This is a genomic window from Pseudomonas sp. 273 (assembly GCF_029201425.1).
Classification (GTDB): Bacteria; Pseudomonadota; Gammaproteobacteria; order Pseudomonadales; family Pseudomonadaceae; genus Pseudomonas; species Pseudomonas delhiensis.
The window spans coordinates 4,795,815-4,819,223 of record NZ_CP116775.1; the positions used below are offsets into that span (position 1 = coordinate 4,795,815).

Annotated in this window: 16 protein-coding genes and 2 pseudogenes; 6 read left to right on the top strand and 12 right to left on the bottom strand. The window is 67.9% G+C overall.

Translation table 11 applies throughout. The annotated features are described in order from the left end of the window. Nucleotides 1-17: 17 nt before the first annotated feature. The gene (locus PKO50_RS21810) at nt 18-644 is read right to left on the bottom strand and encodes a response regulator transcription factor (RefSeq protein ID WP_024128782.1); all 627 of its coding nucleotides are present in this window, start codon (nt 642-644) and stop codon (nt 18-20) included. A gap of 283 nt (nt 645-927) precedes the next feature. On the opposite strand from PKO50_RS21810, the gene PKO50_RS21815 reads away from it, so the two are divergent. Then, nucleotides 928-2,175 carry an EAL domain-containing response regulator gene (locus PKO50_RS21815; RefSeq protein ID WP_109934762.1) on the top strand — a complete coding sequence of 416 codons (1,248 nt, stop codon included), beginning with the start codon at nt 928-930 and terminating at the stop codon, nt 2,173-2,175. A 27-nt stretch (nt 2,176-2,202) separates the two neighbouring features. Here the strand turns inward: PKO50_RS21815 and PKO50_RS21820 are convergent, their stop codons facing one another. Further along, nucleotides 2,203-2,547, bottom strand: coding sequence for a 50S ribosome-binding protein YggL (locus PKO50_RS21820; protein WP_109934761.1), 345 nt, complete (start codon nt 2,545-2,547; stop codon nt 2,203-2,205). 243 nt (nt 2,548-2,790) lie between these two features. Between PKO50_RS21820 and dacB the strand changes: the two genes are divergently transcribed. After that, nucleotides 2,791-4,233 (top strand): D-alanyl-D-alanine carboxypeptidase/D-alanyl-D-alanine-endopeptidase, encoded by a 1,443-nt coding sequence (gene dacB / locus PKO50_RS21825; protein WP_109934760.1) that lies wholly within the window; start codon nt 2,791-2,793, stop codon nt 4,231-4,233. Nucleotides 4,234-4,257: 24 nt separating this feature from the next. Here dacB and rlmKL read toward each other — a convergent pair whose 3' ends face one another. Next, a complete protein-coding gene (gene rlmKL, locus PKO50_RS21830; RefSeq protein ID WP_275627217.1) occupies nt 4,258-6,444 on the bottom strand; it encodes a bifunctional 23S rRNA (guanine(2069)-N(7))-methyltransferase RlmK/23S rRNA (guanine(2445)-N(2))-methyltransferase RlmL in 2,187 nt (728 codons plus the stop codon). Between the two features lie 464 nt (nt 6,445-6,908). Between rlmKL and rmf the strand changes: the two genes are divergently transcribed. Further along, the gene (gene rmf / locus PKO50_RS21835; protein ID WP_109934758.1) at nt 6,909-7,127 is read left to right on the top strand and encodes a ribosome modulation factor; all 219 of its coding nucleotides are present in this window, start codon (nt 6,909-6,911) and stop codon (nt 7,125-7,127) included. Between the two features lie 92 nt (nt 7,128-7,219). On the opposite strand, the gene PKO50_RS21840 is transcribed toward rmf, so the two are convergent. Continuing rightward, the gene (locus PKO50_RS21840) at nt 7,220-8,251 is read right to left on the bottom strand and encodes a quinone-dependent dihydroorotate dehydrogenase (protein WP_275627218.1); all 1,032 of its coding nucleotides are present in this window, start codon (nt 8,249-8,251) and stop codon (nt 7,220-7,222) included. A gap of 227 nt (nt 8,252-8,478) precedes the next feature. Between PKO50_RS21840 and PKO50_RS21845 the strand changes: the two are divergent. Beyond that, nucleotides 8,479-9,329 (top strand): annotated as a pseudogene (locus tag PKO50_RS21845) (DUF6685 family protein). On the opposite strand, the gene PKO50_RS21850 reads toward PKO50_RS21845, so the two are convergent. Then, nucleotides 9,326-9,775: a helix-turn-helix transcriptional regulator gene (locus PKO50_RS21850; protein WP_275627219.1), complete on the bottom strand. Its 450-nt coding sequence runs from the start codon at nt 9,773-9,775 to the stop codon at nt 9,326-9,328. The pseudogene PKO50_RS21845 and the gene PKO50_RS21850 overlap by 4 nt on opposite strands. A 123-nt stretch (nt 9,776-9,898) precedes the next feature. Here PKO50_RS21850 and PKO50_RS21855 point away from each other — a divergent pair, with 123 nt between their 5' ends. Next, a complete protein-coding gene (locus PKO50_RS21855) occupies nt 9,899-10,111 on the top strand; it encodes a DNA-binding protein (protein WP_109934754.1) in 213 nt (70 codons plus the stop codon). Nucleotides 10,112-10,228: 117 nt separating this feature from the next. Here PKO50_RS21855 and PKO50_RS21860 read toward each other — a convergent pair whose 3' ends face one another. Continuing rightward, entirely contained in the window at nt 10,229-10,762 is a 534-nt protein-coding gene (locus PKO50_RS21860; RefSeq protein WP_109934753.1) for a hypothetical protein, read from the bottom strand. A 202-nt stretch (nt 10,763-10,964) separates the two neighbouring features. Here PKO50_RS21860 and PKO50_RS21865 point away from each other — a divergent pair, with 202 nt between their 5' ends. Further along, on the top strand, nt 10,965-11,189 hold the full coding sequence (locus tag PKO50_RS21865) for a hypothetical protein (protein WP_089392671.1): 225 nt from the start codon (nt 10,965-10,967) through the stop codon (nt 11,187-11,189). A 6-nt stretch (nt 11,190-11,195) separates the two neighbouring features. Here PKO50_RS21865 and pgaD read toward each other — a convergent pair whose 3' ends face one another. The 6 genes and pseudogenes from pgaD to PKO50_RS21895 all read right to left on the bottom strand — a co-directional run bounded on the left by pgaD (nt 11,196) and on the right by PKO50_RS21895 (nt 23,237). Further along, nucleotides 11,196-11,639: a poly-beta-1,6-N-acetyl-D-glucosamine biosynthesis protein PgaD gene (pgaD, locus tag PKO50_RS21870; RefSeq protein ID WP_109934752.1), complete on the bottom strand. Its 444-nt coding sequence runs from the start codon at nt 11,637-11,639 to the stop codon at nt 11,196-11,198. Then, complete coding sequence (gene pgaC / locus PKO50_RS21875) at nt 11,639-12,964, bottom strand: poly-beta-1,6-N-acetyl-D-glucosamine synthase (RefSeq protein ID WP_109934751.1); 1,326 nt, start codon at nt 12,962-12,964, stop codon at nt 11,639-11,641. The genes pgaD and pgaC overlap by 1 nt, the downstream gene beginning before the upstream one ends. Beyond that, nucleotides 12,961-14,963, bottom strand: a pseudogene (gene pgaB / locus PKO50_RS21880) (poly-beta-1,6-N-acetyl-D-glucosamine N-deacetylase PgaB). The gene pgaC and the pseudogene pgaB overlap by 4 nt, the downstream one beginning before the upstream one ends. A 9-nt stretch (nt 14,964-14,972) precedes the next feature. After that, nucleotides 14,973-17,435 carry a poly-beta-1,6 N-acetyl-D-glucosamine export porin PgaA gene (pgaA, locus tag PKO50_RS21885; protein WP_275627220.1) on the bottom strand — a complete coding sequence of 821 codons (2,463 nt, stop codon included), beginning with the start codon at nt 17,433-17,435 and terminating at the stop codon, nt 14,973-14,975. A 164-nt stretch (nt 17,436-17,599) separates the two neighbouring features. After that, nucleotides 17,600-17,788 carry a hypothetical protein gene (locus PKO50_RS21890; RefSeq protein ID WP_275627221.1) on the bottom strand — a complete coding sequence of 63 codons (189 nt, stop codon included), beginning with the start codon at nt 17,786-17,788 and terminating at the stop codon, nt 17,600-17,602. Between the two features lie 586 nt (nt 17,789-18,374). Further along, entirely contained in the window at nt 18,375-23,237 is a 4,863-nt protein-coding gene (locus PKO50_RS21895) for an NAD-glutamate dehydrogenase (RefSeq protein WP_275627222.1), read from the bottom strand. Nucleotides 23,238-23,409: the final 172 nt, after the last annotated feature.

Here is a 23,409-nt window from a genome sequence, read left to right on the forward strand (position 1 = left end):
ACCCCATGGCGGACATCTCAGACCAGTGCGTTGCGCTTGGCGAACTCGATCAGGTCGACCAGCGAATGGGCATTGAGCTTCAGCAGCAGGCGCGTCTTGTAGGTACTGACGGTCTTGTTGCTGATGAACATCTGCTCGGAGATGTCCTTGTTCGAATAACCATTGGCCAGGTATTGCAATACCGACATTTCCCGGTCGGAAAGCCGCTGGATGAGTTCATGGTCGTCCATGCTGCCGTTGTTCTTGCGCGCCGGGCGCACGGCGGTGCTGGGGAAATAATTGTACCCGGCGATCACCGCGTTGACCGCGCTGATCAGTTCGGCCAGCCCGCCCTGCTTGCAGACGAACCCCGATGCCCCGGCCTGCATGCAGCGCATGGCATAGAGCGAGGCGCTCTGGCCGGTCAGCACGAGAATTTTCAGGGGCAGGTTGAACGCGGTGAGGCGGCTGATGACCTCGAGCCCGTCCAGCTTGGGGATGCCGATGTCCAGCACCACCAGCTCCGGCAGCAGATCCTTCACCAGGGACAGGGCGTCCACGCCGTTATCGGTCTCCCCGATGATGGTGTGACCTTCCTTTTCCAGCAGGACGCGCATTGCCATCCGTATTACCGGATGGTCATCGACGATAAGAACCTTGCTCAATTTTCAATCTCCGACAGACTTCCCAAGAGTGCGCCGTAAGATATCGTCTAGGGAATCGGTGTCGAGATTAACTGGGGCCACTTTTAACATCTTAAGTAAATTCCCATACATCAAAGGATAAATTCCTACACAAACTTGATTGGGCAACTTCCCCTAACTTTCCGATCGGTCTTTTTCAACATTCCCTGATGCAAATTCCCACAAGAAAAATGGAAGTTCTTTAAATAAATGGCGCCCGCCAGCCGGCACACTTCGCCCGTTATCCAATTCGGTACGCGCGACCATGAACAGATCGATCCCATCCAGCCTGCTGGTGCTGGAGGACCATGCATTTCTGCGCGAGGCGACCGTGCACGGCCTGCGGGTCCTCGGCTACGAGCAGGTCCTGGCCGCCGGCGACGGGGACAGCGCCATCGAGCTGCTGAGGCGGGAAGGCGGAGTCGACATCTGCATCTGCGACGTGCTCCCGCCGGGCATGGACCTGCTCGGGTTCCTGCGCCTGGCGGCCCAGGAGAAGCTGCTGCGGGCGATCATCGTGGTCAGCGAGATTCCCGCCGACCTGCGCCGGGCCATCGCCCACATCGCCACGCTGTACGGCCTGTCGGTGCTCGGCGAGCTGACCAAGCCGCTGCAGATGTCCAGCCTGCAGGCGCGTCTGCGCCACTACAGCGCCACGCCCGCCGCCGCCCCGCCGCTACCGCGGCCGACGCCCTCGGCGCTGGAGGTCTGGCAGGCCATGCGCAACCGCGAACTGAAGGCCTACTACCAGCCCAAGGTCGACCTCGACACCCTGCAGGAGGTCGGCGCCGAGGTGCTGGTGCGCTGGGACCACCCGGTCCACGGGCTGTTGCGCCCGGCCTACTTCCTCGCCGCGATCCGCCGGATGAAACTGCTGCCCGACCTCTTCGACCTGATCCTGGACCAGGCCCTGGACTTCGCCCGCCGCGAACTGCGCCAGGGCACCCAGCGGGCGCTGTCGATCAACATCGACCTGGAGGTGCTGCAGCAGCGCGACCTGGCCACCCACCTGAAGGAAAAGCTGCGGCAGACCGGCATCGATCCCGCCAGCCTGACCATAGAGATCATCGAAGGGGGGCTGGCGACCACGCCCCTGGCCAGCCTGGAGAACCTCACCCGCCTGCGCCTGCTCGGCTGCAACGTCGCCATCGACGACTTCGGCACCGGCTACTCCTCGCTGCAGCGCCTTTGCGACCTGCCCTGCAACGAGATCAAGCTGGACGCTTCCTTCATCCGCGACATGCAGCACAACCCGCGCACCCACGAGTCGGTCGCCAGCACCCTGGTGCTGGCGCGCCACCTGCAGCTGCGGGTGATCGCCGAGGGCATCGAGACCTGCCAGCAGCTGCAGCGCATGCGCGAACTGGGCTGCCGCTTCGGCCAGGGCTTCCTGTTCTCGCAGCCGATGTCGGAGGACGACTATCGCCGCTGGGCGGGCGTCGACCTGCCGGCGCCCGCGCCGGAGGCCGGCGCCGAACTGGAACTGGAAGGCGCGCACACCCCGCCGGGCTGAGCCGCGGGGCGTATGCCAGGCCCGCCCTCAGACAGGCTGGTGAATGGGCTGCTCCGGATACCAGGCGTCCTGCAGTGGGCTGACCGAACTGCCGCCCAGCTCGCCCTGCTGCTTCAGCCAGTCCTCCACGGCCTTGCGCTGCGCCTCGGTGACCGAGCCGCGGCGCGCCAGGCAGACGAAGCCGAAGTCGTCGCAACCGGTGTAGGCCAGGCCATTGGCGGTGATGGCCTGCTCCACGAAGCGCTTGAGGAAGGCCTGCAATTGCTCCGCGGGGAGCCCTTCGCGGTAGTCGAGCGACAGCTCGAACCCCAGCTCCTGGAACTCATCGACGCAGAGCTTCTTGCGCAGACGACGGGAACGGTTGCTGGCCATGGGGCGGATCTCCTCGATTGATGACGGCATGCGGGGCACGGCGGGCGCCGCCCCGCACAGACTCTAGCAGCTCGAAGGTGGCACTCACACGCGCATCGCGTGCAAACCCCAGCGCATCCGACAACGGCTTGCGGCATAATGCGCCGGCGCGTTGCCGCGCCACTGGCGCAATCGTCTATCGTCAGTGTCTGCTTTCGTCACCTTAGTCATGTCTATGCCCTGAACCGGGATTTCACTTCAACTATGTTCAAGTCACTGCGTGTTCTCGCCTTCGCTACCCTGCTGCCCTTCGCCCTGCCCACCCTGGCCGCCCCGATCAAGTCCGTCCTGCCCGAACGGGTGGAGAAGGCCCTCAAGGCCAGCAAGCTGACCAACGACGCCCTGTCGCTGGTGATGATCCCCCTGGACGGCCCGGGTACGCCGACCTACTTCAACGCCGACGTCTCGGTGAACCCGGCCTCGACCATGAAGCTGTTCACCACCTATGCCGCCCTGGAGCTGCTGGGCCCCACCTACCAGTGGAAGACCGAGTTCTACACCGACGGCAAGCTGCAGGACGGCGTGCTCAACGGCAACCTCTACCTCAAGGGCGGCGGCGACCCCAAGCTGAACCTGGAGAAGCTCTGGCTGATGATGCGCGACCTGCGCGCCAACGGCGTGCTCAAGGTCAACGGCGACCTGGTGCTGGACCGCAGCTACTTCAACCAGCCGCAGCTGCCGGTGTTCAACGATGACGGCGGCGACGACAACAAGCCGTTCCTGGTCGGCCCCGACGCCGCCATGGTCAACCTCAAGAGCGTGCGCCTGGTGGTGCGCAGCGAAGGCAACCAGGCCTCGGTGATGATGGACCCGCCGCTGGCCAACGTGCGCCTGGAGAACCAGATCAAGGTCAGCGGCCCGGCCAACTGCCCGGCCTGGCCGAAGCTGCGCTTCGTGCCGGAGACCCGCGCCGAGGGCACCGTGCTGGTCGCCGCCGGCGAGATTCCCCGCGGCTGCAGCGCGCAGACCTACATGTCGCTGCTCGACCACCCGGGCTACACCGCCGGCGCCATCCGCGGCATCTGGCAGGAACTGGGCGGCAGCATCAGCGGCGCCGACCGCCAGGGCAGCGTGCCGAAGAACGCCACCCTGCTGGCCCGCGCGCTGTCGCCGGACACCGTGGACATCATCCGCGACATCAACAAGTACAGTAACAACACCATGGCCCGCCAGGTGTTCCTCAGCATCGGCGCGCAGAACCGCACCAGCGCGGACGCCAACGACGGCCTGGCGGCGCAGCGGGTGATTCGCCAGTGGCTGGCGCGCAAGGGCATCACCGCCTCGCACCTGGTGATGGAGAACGGCTCGGGCCTGTCCCGTGACGAGCGCGTCAGCGCCCGCGAGATGGCCGCCATGCTGCAGGCCGCCTGGCACAGCCCCTACGCCTCGGAGTACATCTCCTCGCTGCCGATCGTCGGCGTCGACGGCACCATGCGCAAGCGCCTGCGCCACACCCCCATGACCGGCGAGGCCCACGTCAAGACCGGCACCCTCAACACCGTCCGCGCCCTGGCCGGGTTCAGCCGCGACGCCCGCGGCAACAACTGGGTGGTGGTGGCCATCCTCAACAGCAACCGGCCGTGGGGCGCCTCGTCCATCCTCGACCAGGTGCTGCTGGACCTCCACGCCTCCACCCGCGGCCAGTGATGCTGGCCGCGGGGGCCTGGCGAATCAGCGTGCGCTGATGCGCCAGGCCCGATGGATCTTCGGATTGCGCACGAAGTCCGGGTCCAGGGTCTGGGCGCTGATGTCCTCGACCTGGTAGCGCGCCGCCAGGCCCGGGTCCAGTTCGAACTTGCGGAAGTTGTTGGAGAAGTACAGCACGCCGCCCTTGGCCAGGCGCGTCATGGCCAGGTCGATCAGCTCGACCTGGTCGCGCTGCACGTCGAACACCCCCTCCATGCGCTTGGAGTTGGAGAAGGTCGGCGGGTCGATGAAGATCAGGTCGTACTCGCCGCGGTCCGCCCGCAGCCATTCCATGACGTCGCTCTGCACCAGTTTCTGCTTGTCGGAGAAACCGTTGAGCGACAGGTTGCGCCGCGCCCAGTCCAGGTAGGTCTTCGACAGGTCGACGCTGGTGGTGCTGCGCGCGCCGCCCCTGGCCGCATGCACGGTGGCCGTGGCGGTGTAGCAGAACAGGTTGAGGAAGCGCTTGCCGGCGGCCTCGCGCTGCAGGCGCAGGCGCATCGGCCGGTGGTCGAGGAACAGCCCGGTGTCCAGGTAGTCGGTCAGGTTGACCAGCAAGCGCACGCCGCCCTCCTCCACTTCCATGAACCGGCCTTCGCTGTTCTGCCGCTCGTACTGGCGCTTGCCGCCCTGGCGTTCGCGGCGCTTGATGACGATGCGTTCGCTGGGGATGCCCAGGGCCTGGGGCAGCGCCGCCAGGGCATCGAGCAGGCGCACCTGGGCCTTGGCCGGGTCGATGGACTTGGGCGCGGCGTACTCCTGCACGTGCACCCAGTCGCGGTACAGGTCCACGGCCAGGGCGTACTCGGGCATGTCGGCGTCATACAGGCGGTAGCATTCGATCTTCTCGCGCCTGGCCCACTTGCCCAACTGCTTGAGGTTTTTCTGCAGGCGGTTGGCGAACATCTGCCCGCCTTCGCTCAAGCGCGCCTGCTCGACGACCGGGGCCGGGGCCCCGGCGGACGCCTGGCGGGGTTCGGCGCCACGCTCGCCGGTGACGAACTGCCGCGGCTCCACCTCGAACATCAGCAGCTTGCACGGCAGCGCGCCGTTCCAGAAGGCGTACTGCTTGTGGCTGCGGATGCCCATGCGCTTGCCCAGCCCGGGCGCGCCGGTGAAGACCGCGGCGTTCCAGCCCAGGCAGGCCTGGCGCAGGCGCTCGCCCAGGTGCTGGTAGAGGTACAGCAGGCTGGCCTCGTCGCCCAGGCGCTCGCCGTAGGGCGGGTTGCAGACCAGCAGGCCGCGCTGGCCCTTGTCCGGGCGCGGCTCGAAGGTGGCCAGCTCGCCCTGGTAGACCTTCACCCACTCGCCCAGCCCGGCGCGCTCGATGTTGTTGCGCGCCGGCTGGATCAGCCGCGGGTCCGCCTCGTAGCCGCGGATCCACAGCGGCGTGCGCGCAAGGCCGGCGGCGGCGCGCTGCTCGGCCTCGGCCAGCAGCTTGCGCCACAGCGCCGGGACGTGGCCCAGCCACTTGTCGAAGCCCCAGTGCTCGCGCCTGAGGTTGGGGGCGATGTCGGCGGCCATCAGGCCGGCCTCGATGAGGAAGGTGCCGACGCCGCACATGGGGTCGGACAGCGCCCCGCCCTCGGCGGCCAGCTGCGGCCAGCCGGCGCGGATCAGGATGGCCGCGGCGAGGTTTTCCTTCAGCGGCGCGGCGCCCTGCTGCAGGCGGTAGCCGCGCTGGTGCAGGCTGTGCCCGGAGAGGTCCAGGGACAGCACCGCCTGGCCGCGGTCCAGGTGCAGGTGGACGCGGATGTCCGGGTTGACCTTGTCCACCGTCGGCCGCCGGCCGAACTCGGCGCGCAGGTTGTCGACGATGGCGTCCTTGACCTTGAGCGCGCCGAAGTGGGTGTTGTCGATGCCCGAGCCCTTGCCGCTGAACTCCACCGCCAGGCTGCCGCCGGGGTCGAGGTGGTCGCTCCAGTTGACCGCGTTCACGCCCAGGTACAGCTCCTCGGCGTTGGCCACCGGGAAGCGCGCCAGCACCAGCAGCACGCGGTTGGCCAGGCGCGACCAGAGGCACAGCCGGTAGGCCGTCTCCAGGTCGCCGCGGCCGCGCACGGCGGACACCTGCGCCCGCGCCTCGATCAGACCCAGCGCCTGCGCCTCGTCCAGCAGCAGGCCGTCGAGGCCCTTGGGACAAGTGAGGAAGAGTTCGTAGTGTTCCGACATCGCGATTCCCGGGCCGAAGCCCTTTCCAGGGGGCCTTGGCCCCCGGTACCGGATACCGCGCCAGACGCCGGCACCCGGCCATGATTCATTTCAAGAGGTTTCACCAACCCGCGACCCGAGGTCGCAGGCACTGGCCCGCTCGTCGGGATGAGAGAACCTCTCAATTTCCTGGCAGCTTGCCAGCTTCCGTTGCACAAGCCCCTGAACATGCGGTTTCGGGCAATTTGCCCGAGCCGCCTGCGGGGAAAACTTATGGCCTGAGCCCATAAGAGTTAAGTCTTTATGACAAATTGGTTGTTCACAGGCTCGAAGCCCATGGTTTAGAACTCAGCTTAACCCGTCGCCGCAAAGGTGTCGGGCGGGGTCTGTCACGCCGGCAACGGACCCCTTTTGGCGGAATTGTCCGCCAGGCCTCCCCAGGGGGCCAACGGGACATAACAGTCAACAAGTGAGGGCAACACCCTATGAGAAGACTCAAGCGTGATCCGTTGGAAAGAGCCTTTATGCGCGGTTACCAGTACGGCCTCAGTGGCAAGTCTCGCGATCTCTGTCCTTTCACCCATCCCACCACCCGGCAGTCCTGGCTCAATGGCTGGCGCGAGGGTCGCGGCGACAACTGGGATGGCCTCACCGGCACTGCCGGCCTGCAACGTCTGAACCAGATGCAACACGCCACTAGCTGACCAAGGATCACACCGATTTCCCCAAGGCCGTCCCATCCGGGCGGCAGGGCGCAAGCCCGAGGGCTCCGAAAGGAGCCCTTTTTTATTTGTCCTCAGCGCTCGGTGCGCTGCGCCTGGGCGATGGCGTCCACCGCCTCGCGGATCAGCGCCGGCCCCTTGTAGATGAAGCCCGAGTAGATCTGCACCAGGCTCGCCCCGGCGGCGATCTTCTCCGCCGCGTGAGCACCCTCGGTGATGCCGCCGGCGGCGATGATCGGCAGGCGCCCGCCCAGCTCGCCAGCCAGGACCTTGACCGTGTGGGTGCTCTTCTCGCGCACCGGCGCGCCCGACAGGCCGCCGGCCTCGTCGCCGAACGGCAGCCCCTCGACGCCTTCGCGGCCCAGGGTGGTGTTGGTGGCGATCACCGCGTCCATCCCCGCCTCCACCAGCGCCACGGCGACCATGGCGGTCTCCTCGTCGGTCATGTCCGGGGCGATCTTGATCGCCAGCGGCACGCGCCGGCCATGCTGCTCGGCCAGGTCCTCCTGGCGCTGGCGCAAGGCTTCCAGCAACTGCTTGAGCGAGTCGCCGAACTGCAGGCTGCGCAGGCCCGGGGTGTTGGGCGAGCTGACGTTGACCGTGACGTAGCTGGCGTGGGCGTAGACCTTGTCCAGGCAGATCAGGTAGTCGTCCACCGCGCGCTCGACCGGGGTGTCGAAGTTCTTGCCGATGTTGATGCCCAGCACGCCGCGGTACTTCGCGGCCTTGACCCGCTCCACCAGGTGGTCGACGCCCAGGTTGTTGAAGCCCATGCGGTTGATGATGGCGGTGGCCTGCGGCAGGCGGAACAGCCGCGGCTTGGGGTTGCCCGGCTGCGGGCGCGGGGTGACGGTGCCGATCTCGACGAAGCCGAAGCCCAGCTGGGCGAAGCCGTCGATGGCGTCGCCGTTCTTGTCCAGGCCGGCGGCCAGGCCCACCGGGTTGGGGAAGTCGATGCCCATGACCTGCACCGGCAGGCTGGCCGGCTTCGGGCAGAACAGGCCGTTGAGCCCCAGGCGGCCGCCGGCGCCGATCAGGTCGATGGACAGCTCGTGGGAGGTTTCCGGGGAGAGTTTGAACAGCAGCTCGCGGGCCAGGCTATACATGGTCGGGCATCGGTCGGCAAAATGGGGCGCTAGTATAGCCGGCCGGCCAGCCCCTAGGCGAGGCGCGGCCGCCGCGGTCGAGCCCGCGCCCGCGTGGCGCTCGCCATCGAAGGAAGGAAGCAAGATTTGTCACTGCCCGGACGCACAAGCGCCACTGGCTTACCTATGCTTAAGGCTGTCCGCCGGGCATCGGGAGTTTGCCGTCGACCATGAATCCACCCCGCAACATGGCCCAGCGCCTCGCGGCCATCGCCCAGCGCCTGGGGCTGGGCGGCACCGACCAGCACAAGGTCGCGCAGCGTACCCGTTCCCTGGCGCTGAGCTTCAGCGCCCCGGCGAGCCCGCCCGGCGGCATCGGCTGGCAGTCCGGCGCGCCGCTCTACCGCCTGGTCGACCTGCCGCGCGGCGCCTTGTCCGGGCCGGTGCAGGAAGACAAGGCGCGCGCCCATGCCGCACTGAAGAAGCTGGTCGGCTCGCGCCTGCTGGAACTCGAAGAAGTCGACCTGCGCGCGGTGGACGGCCTGTACACCCGCGGCCCCTGGCGAATTCCGCGCTGCCCGACTTCGAGGCGCTGGCGGCCAGCGATGCCGGGCGCCAGGTGCGGATCATCAGCTACCGCGACTTCGGCAAGGCGCTCGGGCAGGCCCTGCCCGGCTTCGAGCGTGGCATCGAGCTGCAGTTGCGGCGGGCCGACTGGCATGGCCAGCGGCTGTTCCTGGAGCTGGACAACCACATCGAAGCCTTCGCCTGCGCGGTGGCCTATGCGCGCCGCCGCGGCCTCGAACTGCGCCTGCCGGCCCGGGTGCGCCAGTTCAGCCTGCAGGGCAGCGCCCTGGACGACCTGGAGCGGCGCTACCACGTGCTGGCGATGCCGACCCAGGCCTGGAGCGACGCCGGGTTCATGGGCCTGCTGCTGGACACCGGCCTGCCCTATGCGCGCTTCGGCCTGTTCAACAGCGAAACGCCGGAAACCCTGCTGCTGCCCAAGGACCACCCGCAAGCCGATGAATTCGGCAACGGCCTGCGCAGCATCGGCGCCCCCGACCTGCTGGGCTACCTGCGCGGCTGCGCCGCCTAGTCGCGCGCCTCTTCGTCGTCGGGGCCGTCTTCGGGGTCGTCGTCGGTTTCCTCGCAGATTTCCCGCCCCGGCTCCTGGCGAAGGCGTTCGAGCACGTCGTGGTGGCGGCTGCGCCACTCCTCCAGGCTGAGATTGCTGCTGGCCAGCAGCGAGGGGTTCTGCTCCACCAGGTAGACGGCGGCGGACTGCGCCGAATCGGCGATTTCCCAGGCCACGGATACCGGGTCGATGGGCCCTTCGTAGGTGATCCAGCGGGCGAAATCCGGATAGACGCTGCAGACCTTCTCGAAATCCTCGTCGCGCATGCGCTGGCGGCCGAACTCGATGTTCTCCACGGTCTTGGCCTTCATGCCGACGATCCTGGCGAATTCCGGGCGCTTGAGCCCGGTCAGCTCACGCAGGCCACGCAGTCTTTCCCCAGCGGTAAAAAGGAAACGTTTCTTCACGATCTGTAATCCATTTCCGGACATTCGAAGCACCATACAAAAACACTAATATTTAGTGTATTGTCGCCGGGAGATCCGTATCGCCTCTCTCCCAACAGCGCTGGTCATGGTGCAGGACACCACATGAAAGTGGAAGAACCCTTCTCCCCCGCTCCCGAGGATGAAACCTACTACCTGAGCCTCGAGCGTTTCGCCGAATGGCTCGGGATGTCCGATCAGCCGGAGGTTCTGGAGGCCTGGATCGCCAGCGGCAAGCTGCCCATGCGGGAGATCGCCGGACATCGCCTGGTTGACCTCAGAGCATTCCTACGCGCGGAAGGGAAACCCAAACCCTGAACACGCCAGGGCTCCCACGAACGCGAGCCGCTCGCCGCCCCGCGGCACGGCCGTCCGCCGTGCCGGCAAGGGCGCCTTCATTCGACAGGGGGTTGCTGGAAGCGCGTCCGAGGGGCGTCAGTCTTCCCGGCTGGCCTCGACCAGGCGCTCGTAGGCCGGTGCCGCCGGAATGCCGATCTCCAGGCACAGGGCCATGACCCTTTCCAGGTCGCAGCCATACACCAGCACCGCCTGCAGCTCGTCGTCCAGCGGCTCGCTGAAGTCCAGCAGCACATAGCCGCCCTTTTCCGGATAGAGCGCGCCCAGCTGCACCTGGATGCGCTTCAGCGCGGTGAGCGGGTCGGCCTTCTGCAACTGCTTGGCCTGCAGCACGAAGTTCACGCTCGCATCGAACGAGGCGCGGATGCCCTCGAACAGTTCCTTGTAGTCGTCGGCCTGGAACAGCACGATGTCCGGCAGGCTGCCGACCACCACCCATTCGCCCAGCGGGATGGGGAAGCTGTCGTCGTAGTTGATGTCCGGGTTGGCGGCGAGGAAGGCCTCGGGGTCGGCGTAGGCCGCGGCGGCCTCCTCGGCGATCCGGCGGATTTCCTCCTCGCCCATGCAGCCCGAGCTGATCAGGGTGAGGAGTTCGGCGAGCTGCTCTTTCATGGCGCGGTCCCGGGAGATTGCGAAAGCCGCGAAGGATACCCCGAATCCGCCCGGCCTGCTGGGCTGCCGGAACCTATGGCGGCCCCGGGTGTCGGAACTCGGCCCGGGCGATAGCGACTATCGACCGGGATGATTTCCCTGGATGCCGGGCCCTCGATAGCCTTTGTCCACCCCCACTTTCCACGCCCCGGGTGAACCCGCCATGTTCCGATCCCTTTCCAGCCTGGTGCTGGCCGTCCCCGTGCTGGTGGGCTGCGCCGCGCAACCGCCCGCCAGCGAGCCCCAGCGGGCGTACAGCGACGCCGAGGTCAAGGCCTTCGCGCTGAAGATCCTCAGCGCCAGCAACATGGACAGCGACCTCTATGCGCGCTACCGCCGCGCCCTCACCGAGCCGCGCCATGCGCGCAACGAGGACAGCGGCAGCTGAGGCCGCTCAGGGCGCCTCGACTTCCATTTCCGCCGGGTTCTCCACCCACACCAGGTTGCCGTGCTCGTCGTTGTGCAGGGTCACCACCTGGGCGCCATGCAGGCGGGCCAGGGTATCGCCACTGATGTTGAAGCTGCGCGACAGCGCCTGGCGCGACAGGTCGGGCATGCGCGAGCGCCGCTCGTAGCGCGCCGCGCGCAGCTGGTTGTAGCGGGCCCAGGAAACCAGCAGCGCGGCGATCAGGGCGCTGCACAGCACGTAGACCATCAGCGTGTCGAGGGTCTGCAGCAGCTTGCCGCCCCAGTCCAGGCGCGGCCCCTGCCAGCCGCTGGCGAGCAGGGCCGTCATGCCGCGCACCATCAGCCAGGCGAAGACCGTCCAGGCGCACAGCGTCAGCAGTACGTCCAAGGTGCGGGGCAGCCAGTGCTGCGGTGTCTTGATCAGTTCCATCACGTACTCCTCTTGATGCCGCGGTCGGGGCTGGTCCAGCGCGCGCGGCCCTGGCGCGCCCTGAGCATGACCTTGGGGAAGCTCACCAGGGTGGTCAGCAGGGTGACCAGCCAGAAGGCGAAGGGGTACCAGATCACCCAGAACAGCGAACTGGCCAGGTGGCGCTCGTAGCGCCGCTCGATCAGCAGGCTCAGGGCGAACTGCAGCAGGCACACGCAGGCCAGCAGCAGCCCGGTGAAGGCCGGTGGCACTATGTCGGCGACGCGCAGGCTGGGCGGCAGCTCGACCACCAGGCCCAGCGCCCAGAGCAGGATCGACAGCAGGAAGGTGAAGGCCCAGGCCGCCGACAGGCTGAACTCGATGAGCAGCGGCCACATGTAGCGGTAGCGCCAGGTCCAGATGCTGCGGATGTTCTTCAGCAGCACCTCCGCCCCGCCCTGCGCCCAGCGCAGGCGCTGCTTCCACAGCCCGCGCAGGGTCTCGGGCATGAGGATCCAGCACAGCGCGCGGGGCTCGTAGAAGATCGACCAGTGGTCCAGCTGCAGCTTCCAGCTGATGTCGATGTCCTCGGTGATCATGTCCGTGCTCCAGTAGTCCACCCGCGCCAGGGCGGTGCGGCGGAACGCGGCGACCACGCCGGAGACGGTGAAGACCCGCCCGTAGACGCGCTGGGTACGCTTGATCAGGCCGATGATGGAGGAGAACTCGCCGACCTGGACGCGGCCGATCAGCGTCGAGCGCGTGCGGATGCGCGGGTTGCCGGTCACCGCGCCGACCCGCGGGTTGTCGATCAGCGGGGCCACCAGGTAGGCCGCGGCGTCGGGGTCGAGCAGCGCGTCGCCGTCGATGCACACCAGGTACTCGCTGCGTGCGGCCAGCGCCCCCATGCGCAGGGCCACGGCCTTGCCCTGGTTCTGCGCCAGGTGCAGCACGCGCAGCCGCGGCTCGCCCTCGGCCAGGGCATCGAGCACCTGCGCGGTGTTGTCCGAGGAGCCGTCGTTGATGGCGATGACCTCGATGTTCGGGTAGTGCTGCGCCAGGGCGGCGCCGATGGTGTCGGCGGCGTTGTCGCCCTCGTTGAAGCAGGGGATGAGGATCGACACCAGCGGCTCGCCCTCCAGGCGCGGGACGTCCTGCCGCCAGGCCCAGTGGCGCTCCCAGTGCAGCCAGAAGTAGGCGCCGCCGGCCATCCACAGGGCCGACATGAACAGCGGATAGAAGAACACGAAGTTCAGCAGTATCTCGCCGGTGAGGACTATGGCTACGCCGATCGGGCCGCCGAGCAACAGCAGCAGGACCAGCAGGGCAACGATGCGATCGATCATGGCTCGGGGTACCAGGCGTTGGAGATGGCCGGACGCAGCGCCTCGAGCGGGGGCTGGTCGTTGACGAAATCGTCCGGGTAGTAGCCGAAGCTGCGCACGCCCTCCCACTGCAGGCGGTGCATCCAGCGCCGCAGCTGGGCGGCGTCGACGGGCGCCTCGCGCCCTTCGCGCCAGTCGCGCGCCTGCAGCTCGAAGACGGTGCGCTGCAGCGCACCGGGGCGCTTGGCCACCTCGCGCACCAGGCGCTGCAGCCAGGCCTCGGACTGCTCCGCGGGCACGCCCTCCATCAGCGGCATGGCCATGGGCGCGGTCCAGTCGTAGGCGGCCAGGAAGTCGTCCAGGTTCTGCGCGAACCAGGCCTCGCTCTGCGGCTCGAGGATCGGCAGCGCATAGAGGTTGCGCGCCGTCTGCACCTGCGGGCCACGGATGGCGCGCACGCGCTCGGCGAGCTGGCGGGTGAAGTCCACCAGGTAGCGGCTCTTGAAGCGCGTCCAGCGCTGCAGCGTCTGCGCATCGCCGCGCAGGCCGGCGATGTCGCCCGGCAGGCCGGCCGCGCGGTAGGCCGCCAGCGCCTGGGGCCCGGCGTCCTCGAAGTCGGAGAGCAGCGCATCGTCGTGGAACAGCAGGCCGGCGAAGGCGGCGTGCCCGGCCAGGTCCTCGTAGATCTCGGTGATCTGCCGGCGCACCTCGGGGTCGAACGGCGACAGCCGCCGGTACTGCTGCGGGTCGATCTCCAGGCGCCCGCTGCGCGGGTCCCAGCGCTGCACCCGCGGCAGCTGCGGCGACAGGTCGAAGGCCAGCACCGGCATCCAGGCGAACACTTCCACGCCGGCGCGGGTACGCAGCTGCCAGGCGGCGCGGTTGAACAGGTCGGCGCGCATCGGCAGGTGGCGGTTGGGGAAGTACAGCGCTTTCACCGTGCCATCGCCTACCGGGTCGGCATAGGCCTGGAGGAACACGGTGTTGATGCGCAGGTCGGCGATACGCTGCACCAGTTGCCCGAGGTTGGCCTCCATTTGCCGCGGGTCGGGATCGTAGACGTAGTCCAGGTCGACGTGGGCGACGCGCAGGTTGTCCTGCGCCTGGACGCGGCTGATGGCCGAGGTGAAGCGGTGCAGGTCGGGGTCGCCGTTGAGCAGGAAGCGCGGCAGGTTGTCCAGGTGGTCGATGCTGCCCAGGCCGTCCTCGAGGGTCAGGGCCAGGGCGTAGCCGTCGTCGCCGACCACCTGCAGGGCGGTACCGCTGGCCGCGCCATAGGGCCATACCCACACCCGTGGCGGCTTGCCGGTGATGCTCTGCAGGGTGCGGCTGATGCGCTTGACGTCGATGCCCACGCGGTTGCGGTATTCGGCCTCGGTTTCATAGCGCCCGGCATTGGCCAGGTACAGGCGGTTGGCCGCCGCCGGCAGCTGGCTGCCCTGCGGGTTGCCGGGGCCGCCGAAGTGCAGGGCCTCGGTGTGCGCGCCTATTTCCACCAGGCCGGACTTGGCGATTTCCGCCAGTTGCTGGCGGGTGAGGAAGCGCCGGCGCTCCACCGCCAGGCCGCCGAAGTCCACGCGCTGCTGGTCCGGGGTATCCAGCCAGACGCCCACCGGCGCCATGATCGCCGGCCAGTCGTAGGCCTTCAGGATCGGCAGCACGCGCTGGTAGAAGCTGCTGTAGCCGTCGTCGAAGCTCAGCAGCAGCGGTTTCTCCGGCAGGCTGCCGCGGCCGGCGCGGGCGGCCAGCAACTGGTCCACGGAGATCGCCTGGAAGCCCTGCTCGTGCAGCCAGGCCAGCTGGTCCACCAGGTTGGCGGTGCGCACGCTCATGAAGGCCTGGTCGGCGTCGCGGTCGGCGACCTCGTGGTAGGCCAGGGTCAGGATGCGCCCCGGCGGCCAGGGCTTCTCGTTGGCGGCAAGGGTGCGCTGCGCCGGCTCGACGAAGGGGGCGCCTCGCTGGCGCAAGCCCCGAGCAGCAGCGCCAGCCCCAGCAGCAGGAAATGGTAGGTGGCTCTCATGTTCGGGTCCTAGAAGCGGTAGCTGAGGTCGAAGACCAGGCGGTAGTCCAGTTCGCGGTCGCCGTCGTAGGGGCGGCTGACGGCGGACAGGGCGAGGCCTGCGTCGAAGCGGTCGTCCAGGCTCAGGCGCTGGCCGTAGCCGATCAGGCCGACGGCGCCGGTGCCGTGGTGCTGCTGGCTGTAGCTGCCGGCGCCGAGCTGGCCCTGCTGGGTCCAGCGTGTCTGGTAGCGGCGGTAGAGGGTGTGCTCCAGGTTCAGGCTGGGCAGCAGCAGCAGGTCCGACTTCGGGTTGAAATAGGGGACGTCCTCCGACTTGCTGTTGCGGCTGCCGGACACCTCCAGGCCGAGGTCCGCCACCAGGTAGGGCGAGCTGTAGAAGCGCTGGCTGCCGGTGAGGACCAGTTCGTGGCGCATGTTGCCGTCGCTGAAGTGCGAGGGCGCGTAGGCCAGGCGCCATTCGCGCTGCTCGCTCTGGCGCCAGCGCAGGAAGCCGTCCAGGCGGTCGGCGCGGATGCCGCTGTTGAGCGCCCGCAGCGGCGTCTCCCGGGACAGGCGCGCGGCGCTCCAGCCGTACTGCCATTGGTCGTCGATGTCGTGGACGCCGGACAGCCTCAGGCCCAGCTTGTCGCCATCGCCGTAGTCGTTGTGCGACACCTCCGCCTCCAGCGTGGTGTTGCGCCCGGTCCACTCGGTGCCCACGCGCTGCCAGCGGTAGTGGCCGGTGCCTTCCTCGAAGTCGCCGGTGGCGTAGCCGGCGCCGCCGAACAGGCGCCAGTGGTCGGCGATGGGCGGGCTGTAGAGCACGCTGTCGAAGCCCAGGTCGCGGCTGCCGTTGACCTCGCCGCCATTGGCATGGCCGCCGTAGGCGCTGATGCGAAGCTCGGCCATGTGGTGCACCTGGCGCAGGTAGTCCAGGCGCTGGGCCTGCAGTTGTTCGGGGAAGCGCTGGATGACGTCGTCGGCCAGCAGGTCCAGCTGCCGCCATTCCTGCAGCTCGCGCGCCACCATGCCCTGTTCGGTTTCCAGGGCCACGCCGCGCGGGTCGGTGCTTTCGGCGATCTTCAGCTGGTCTTCCGCGCGCCGCGGCCAGCCGCGGGACAGGTAGGTGCTGGCCAGGCCGGTGCGCAGCCGCGAGTTGTCCGGCGCGCTCGCCACCAGGCTTTCGTAGTCCTGCTGCGTCGCCGGCAGGTCGTTGCGGTACAGCCGGCCGTTGGCCTGCAGCAGGCGGGCCTCCAGCCAGTCGTCGTTGGGCACGGCCACGCCCATGCCCGGCGGATGCAGGCGCACCGGCTGCTGCGCCACCAGGCCATCGGCCAGGGTGGGCAGCTCGTCGAGCCGTTCGCTTTCCACCAGGGCGTAGAACAGCCCCTGGTGGTCGTCCATCCAGTCGCTGTCCTTGGCGTTCTCGCTGGCGATCACCTGGCGGTACAGCTCGGCGGCCCGCTCCGGCTGGCGCTGGTACAGGCTGGCGCCGGCGACCCAGCGCAGGGCGTAGGGCGGCAGCTCCGCGCCCTCGGCATGCAGGCGCTCGTATTCCTCGACCACCTCGGCCATGCGCGCCCGGGCATAGAGGCCGCCCAGGCGGTCGACGCGCACCCGGCGCACCTCCTGCGCCGCGGCCGGATCGCCAGCCCATTGCGCGAGCAACCGGTCCGCCTCGGCGATGGCCCGGTCGGCGACCACGAAGCGCTCGCTGTCGCGCAGCGGCGACACTTCCGCCAGGCGCACCAGCTCGGCGACGCGGTCGGCCTGCAGGCTGCGCTGCTGCGCCGCCGACAGCACGCCGGGGTGGCGCTCGCCGAAAGCCAGGGCCTGGCGCGGCAGGCCGGCGGCCTGCAGGGCATCGACGTATTCGCTCAGCACACGGCTTTGCCGCGGGGCCAGTTGGCGGGCCTGGTCCACCTGGAACAGTGCCGCGTAGGGCTCGCCCATCTGCTGGTGGACGTAGGCCAGGGCCAGGCGCCGCTCGGCGTCGCGCGGCGCGGCGGCGACCAGGGCCGCGGCCTTCTGCAGTGCCTCGGGGCCGCGGCCGGCATCCACCAGGGTCATCGCCTGGCCCTGTTGCAGGGCCGGGTCGCCGGGATGGGCAGCCAGGCCGCGGCGGTAGGCCTCAAGCGCCTGGGGCCAGCGCTTGAGGTTGCGATAGGCCCGCGCCACCGCGGCCCAGGCGCCGCTGGACAGCCGGGCCTGGGGGTGGCGCTGGTAGGTCTGCAGCACTTCCTCGTCCAGCCCCGCCCAGCCGGCGATGACCAGGTGGTCGTCCAGGTGCGCGAGGTCGTCGGGGTTCTGCCGCAGGCGCTGCAAGGCCGGCTGGTAGTTGCCGGCGCGGGCTTCGCGCACGAGCTGGTCGTAGTCTTCCGCGGCCTGGGCCCAGGCGCTGCCGAGCAGCAGCACGGCCAGGCAGCCGCCCATGGGCAGCCGCCGCTGGAAAAGCTGCGAAGCGAGAAAGGACAAGGGGGTCTTGGACAGCACGAGCAATCATCCCTAACTGCATGGAAGCCGCGCGAAAGCCGACACTCTGTCGAAAACTGACGCAGCCGCCGCATGCCGGTTTATTGACATTCAAGGCGAGAAGAAAAGCTTTCCGTCAGAATTTAGTCAACTGCCGTTCGTGAAAAAACGCTGACGTCCTACGACTAATGGCTGATTTCACGCCAATAAAAGCCAGGAAATTGACGAACAAAGGCAAAAGCTGGGGAAGCGATTTTTTGACGGAAGCGGGCGATGGCGGGGCCAGCCAGGCCATTCGGGACCTTAAATACCGATAAATATCGATATCTATTCTTGCCTTCCGGAAAAATCGTCGAGAGATGGCTAATAGCCATTGACCATAGCCGCTCCTTCTGAAAGCGCGAACAGAAATGTAACCAAACATTTCGAAATCGACCGTAACGCGAAAGGATCTCAAGGGGGGTTCGTTGGGGGATGTGCGGGGAGTTTCCCTGTAGGCGCGGATTTATCCACCCCACGTCGGGCCCGACCATGACGTAGGGCGAATAACCGTTCGCGGTTATCCGCCGATGCGCCGAGGCCGCGGCCGATGCCCAGGTCAACCTCGGAGCCGCCGAGAATCACGGTCAAACGGCGGATAACGCCGTAGGCGTTATGCGCCCTACGCCAGGCCTACCCGTGACGTAGGGCGAATAACCGTTCGCGGTTATCCGCCGATACGCCGAGGCCACGGCCAACGCCCAGGTCAACCCCGGAGCCGCCGAGAATCATGGCCAAACGGCGGATAACGCCGTAGGCGTTATTCGCCCTACGCCAGGCCCGACCATGACGTAGGGCGAATAACCGTTCGCGGTTATCCGCCGATGCGCCGAGGCCACGGCGCGCCATGGCCACGTGCGATGAAAAAAAGCCCCGCACAAGGCGGGGCTCAGTATCGACAATGGGCTCAGCCAGCAGGCATCAGGCGACGCTCGTGGCGTGCTGGCTGCTCTGCGCCAGGTCCAGCAGTTCGCGGTTGGCCACCGCGTACATGGCGTAGTCGGTGCTGGTGGAGGCGCGCAGCTCCACCAGCATGGCGCGCCAGCGCTCGGCCATTTCGCGGTGCTGCTCGATCCACAGGGCCACGCGCTCGCCCATGTCCTGCGGGCCGTCCTGCATCTGCAGGACCGAGACGGTGATCGCCCGCTGCTGCCAGTCGAGGTCGTCGCGGAAGGCTTCGCGGGCCAGCGCCTGCCAGTTGTTCTCCACCGGCAGGTTGCTGATCTGCTGCAGGTACCAGGTCAGCTCCAGCTCGCTGCCGATGGCGAAGTAGGCGCGCGCCACCTCGGCCGGGTCGCGGCCGGTGACGTCCGCCGCCTCGACGATCGGCAGCAGGGTATAGAGGTGGCTGGTGCCGGCGACCATGCGCGCCAGCAGTTCCGGCACGCCGGCATCGACGTAGGCCTGGTAGCGCGCCTGCCACAGCTCGCGGGTCGGGCCTTCGAGCAGCTCGTTGAGCTTCAGCCCCAGGGCCGCGATGCGCGGGCCGAAGTGGGCCACGTCGCGGGCAGCGTCCTGCTCGTTGCGGCGGCTGCGCAGGAACCAGCGGGTGGCGCGGCGGCCCAGGCGCATCAGTTCGTCCATCAGGGTCAGCTGGACTTCCGCCGGCACCTGGTAGTCGAGCTGCTCGATCTGGCGGAACCAGTGCGGCAGGTGGAACACGTCGCGGACGATCACGTAGGCGCCGGCGACGTTCGCCGGGGTCATGCCGGTGGATTCCTTCAGGCGCTGCACGAAGGTGATGCCCATATGGTTGACCAGGTCGTTGGCGATCTGGGTGCTGACGATCTCGCGCTTCAGCCGGTGCCTGCGCATGGCGCTGCCGAACTTGGCCACCAGGGTCTGCGGGAAGGCCGTCTCCATGTCGCGGGTGAGGTAGTCGTCGTCCGGCACCTGGGACTTGAGCAGCGACTCCTTGAGGTCGATTTTGCTGTAGGAGATCAGCACCGACAGCTCGGCGCGGGTCAGCCCCTGGCCGGCGGCGATGCGTTCGGCCAGGCCGTCGTCGGTGGGCAGGAACTCCAGGGCGCGGTCGAGCTTGCCGCGGGCCTCCAGGTCGTTCATCAGCCGCTTGTACTCGGCGATGCGCTCGCGGGCGCGGCGTTCGGCCAGGCTCAGCGCCTGGGTCTGCTTGTAGTTGTTGCCCAGCACCAGGTCGCCGACCTGCTCGGTCATCTCGGCGAGCAGGCTGTTGCGCTGCTTGCCGGTCATGTCGCCGGCGGCCACCACCTCGTTGAGCAGGATCTTGATGTTGACCTCGTGGTCGGAGCAGTCCACGCCACCGGCATTGTCGATGAAGTCGGTGTTGCAGGCGCCGCCGTTCAGGCCGAACTCGACGCGACCCAGCTGGGTCACGCCCAGGTTGCCGCCCTCGCCCACCACCTTCACGCGCAGCTCGCGGCCGTCCACGCGCAGGGCGTCGTTGGCCTTGTCGCCGACGTCGGCATGGCTCTCCTTGCTGGACTTGACGTAGGTGCCGATGCCGCCGTTCCACAGCAGGTCCACCGGCGCCTTGAGCAGCGCGTTGATCAGCTCGGTGGGGGTCAGGCGCTCGGCCTGGATGTCGAAGCGCGCGCGCACCTCGGGGCTCAGGGTAATGCTCTTGGCGCTGCGCGGGAAGACGCCGCCGCCGGCGGAGATCAGCGCGGCGTCGTAGTCCGACCAGGCCGAGCGCGGCAGGTTGAACAGGCGCTGGCGCTCGACGAAGCTCAGCGCCGGGTCCGGGTTGGGGTCGAGGAAGATGTGCAGGTGGTTGAAGGCGGCCACCAGTTGCAGCTTGTCGGACATCAGCAGGCCGTTGCCGAACACGTCGCCGGCCATGTCGCCGATGCCGATGACGGTGATGTTGTCCCTCTGCACGTCGATGCCGCGCTCGCGGAAGTGCCGTTGCACCGAGACCCAGGCGCCGCGGGCGGTGATGCCCATGCCCTTGTGGTCGTAGCCGGCCGAGCCGCCGGAGGCGAAGGCGTCGCCCAGCCAGAAGCCGTACTCGGCGGCGATGCCGTTGGCGATGTCGGAGAAGGTCGCGGTGCCCTTGTCGGCGGCCACCACCAGGTAGGGGTCGTCCTCGTCGTGGCGCACCACGTTGGCCGGCGGCACCACCTCGCCTTCCTTCAGGTTGTCGGTGATGTCCAGCAGGCCGGAGATGAAGATGCGGTAGCAGGCGATGGCCTCGGCCTGGATCTCGTCACGGCTGCCGCCCACCGGCAGGCGCCGCGGGATGAAGCCGCCCTTGGCGCCCACCGGGACGATCACCGCGTTCTTCACCTGCTGGGCCTTGACCAGGCCGAGCACCTCGGTGCGGTAGTCCTCCTCGCGGTCGGACCAGCGCAGGCCGCCGCGGGCGACCTTGCCTCCGCGCAAATGAACGCCCTCGACGCGCGGGCAGTAGACGAAGATTTCGTACTTGGGCACCGGCTTGGGCAGTTCGGGGATCGCCTTGGGGTTGAACTTGAAGCTGAAGTAGCTCTTGTTCTGGCCGGCGGCGTCGGGCTGGTAGAAGTTGGTGCGCAGGGTGGCCTTGATCAGGTCCAGGTAGCGCCGCAGGATGCGGTCCTCGTTGAGCACCTGGACGTTGTCCAGGGCCGCGAGAATGGCCTGCTCCAGCTTCTGCTGCTTGTCTTCCAGGTCCTCGGCGGCGAGCTTGCGGGCCAGGTAGAAGCGCGTCTTGAACAGCCGCACCAGCTCGCGGGCGATGTCCACGTGGGCGTTCAGTGCGCTGGCGATGTAGCCCAGGTCGAAGCCCAGGCGGATCTGCTTGAGGTAGCGCGCGTAGGCGCGCAGCAGGGCGACGTCGCGCCACGGCAGGCTGGCGGTCAGCACCAGGCGGTTGAAGGCGTCGTTCTCGGCGTCGCCGTTGACGATGTGGACGAAGGCGTCCTGGAGGACCTCGTTGAGCTGCTGGATGTCCACGTCCAGGCCTTCGGCGTAGGTGAAGGCGAAGTCGTGGATCCAGTACTCGCGGCCGTTGGCGTGGCGCAGGCGGTAGGGGAACTCGCCGAGCACGCGCAGGCCGAGGTTCTCCAGGATCGGCAGCACGTCGGACAGCGCCAGGGGCGCGTCGGCGTGGTACAGCTTGCAGTGCAGCTGCTGCTCGCTCTGCGCCAGCGGCTGGTAGAAGCTCATCACCAGCGGGCGGGCCTCGGACAGGCTGAGCAGGTGCTGCAGGTCGACCACCGCGAAGTGCGGGGCGAAGCGCTCGCGGTAGCCGGCCGGGAAACCCTTGGGGAAGTCCTCGAGGAGGTTGGTGCCCTGCCCTTCGCCGAAGTTCTCCACCACCAGCGCGGCGTAGTCGTCCTGCCAGGAACGGCAGGCCTGGATGGCCTCTTCCTCGAGCAGCTTGGTGTCGATGTCGATGCGCGTCTTCGGGTCCACCCGCAGGATGAACTGCACCCGCGCCAGGGTGGATTCGGAGAAGAAGGTCCAGAACTCGCAGTCGCTGGCCTTCAGGCGCTCGCGCAGGACCTGCTCGATCTTGATCCGCGTCTCGGTGGAATAGATGTCGCGCGGCACGTAGGCCAGGCAGTAGGCGAAGCGGCCGTACGGGTCCTTGCGCAGGAACAGGCGGATCTTGTTGCGCTCCTGGATCTGCACGATGGCCATGGCGGTGCTGAACAGCTCGTCCACCGGGGTCTGGAACAGGTCGTCGCGCGGCAGCACCTCCAGCACCTGGGCCAGTTCCTTGCCCAGGTGGCCGTTGGCGTCGAAGCCGGAGCGGCGCTCGACCTCGGCGACCTTGCCGCGGATCGAGGGGATGTGGTTGACGCTCTCGTTGTACACCGAGGAGGTAAACAGGCCCATGAAGCGGAACTCGCGCAACACCTTGCCCTTGGCGTCGATCTCGCGGATGGACACGTAGTCCGGGTAGGCCGGGCGGTGCACGCGGCTGGGGTGCGAGGCCTTGGCGAAGGACAGCAGCAGCGGCTCGCGCAGGTAGGCCACCGCGTAGTCCTCGATGTGCAGTTCTTCCTTGCTCAGGCCGGTGCGCAGCAGCTTGGTCACGCCGAGGAAGGACTTCTCGTCGTAGTTCACCCGGCCGCCGTCGCCCTCGTCGACCACGGTGAACTCCTCGTAGCCGAGGAAGGTGAAGTGGTTGTCCAGCAGCCATTCGAGGAAGGCGCGGACCTCCGCGGTCTCCTCGGCGCGGGCCTTGGCCTTCGACTTGCCGAGCCAGGCCAGCAGTTCCTCGGCCTTGCCGCGCATGGCCGGGAAGTCGGCCACCGCCAGGCGCACCTCGCCCAGCACCTCCAGCAGGCTCTTCTCCAGGGTGCGCAGCTCGCCGACGTGGGAGGCGCGGTCGATCTCCAGGTACATCAGCGACTCATGGCCCACGTCCTTGCCCTGGCTGTTCTTCGGCAGCACTTCCAGCAGCTCGCCCTTGGCGTTGCGGCGCACGCTGACCACGGTGGTCTGCAGGGTGTGGATGCTGTAGCCGCGGCGGTTCAGCTCCATGCGCACCGAGTCGACCAGGAACGGCTGGTCCGGGTGCAGCACCTGCACGGCGGTGTGCGTGGACTGCCAGCCGTGCTTCTCGTAGTCGGGGTTGTACACGCGCACTTCCGGCTCGGCCGGGTCGAAGCGCTCCAGCAGGCGCCAGGAGGACAGGGTGCAGCCGACCAGGTCGGACAGGCGGCGCTGGGTCAATTCGTCGAGGGAGATGAGGCTGAAGAACTGTTCGGCGAACAGGGCTACTTGTGGCAGCACCTTTTCGCCGACGTGCTGCGCCAGCGCCGATTGCAGTTGCTGCTGGAAATCGGCTTTGCTGGCCGCGGTGAAGAACGCCATGGTCAATGCTCCGCTTGGCTTGTCATTGGGTGAAGCAAGGGCTTTCTCGAGCTGCGAATCGCCCCGGGGGCGGCGCCGGGCCGCCGTCTTCCGATGAAGTTCAGCAGATGCTGGGCATTAATCCAGGCAGGGGAAGCATCCAGGATGGCGGCCGGACCGCCCGGTCACGATT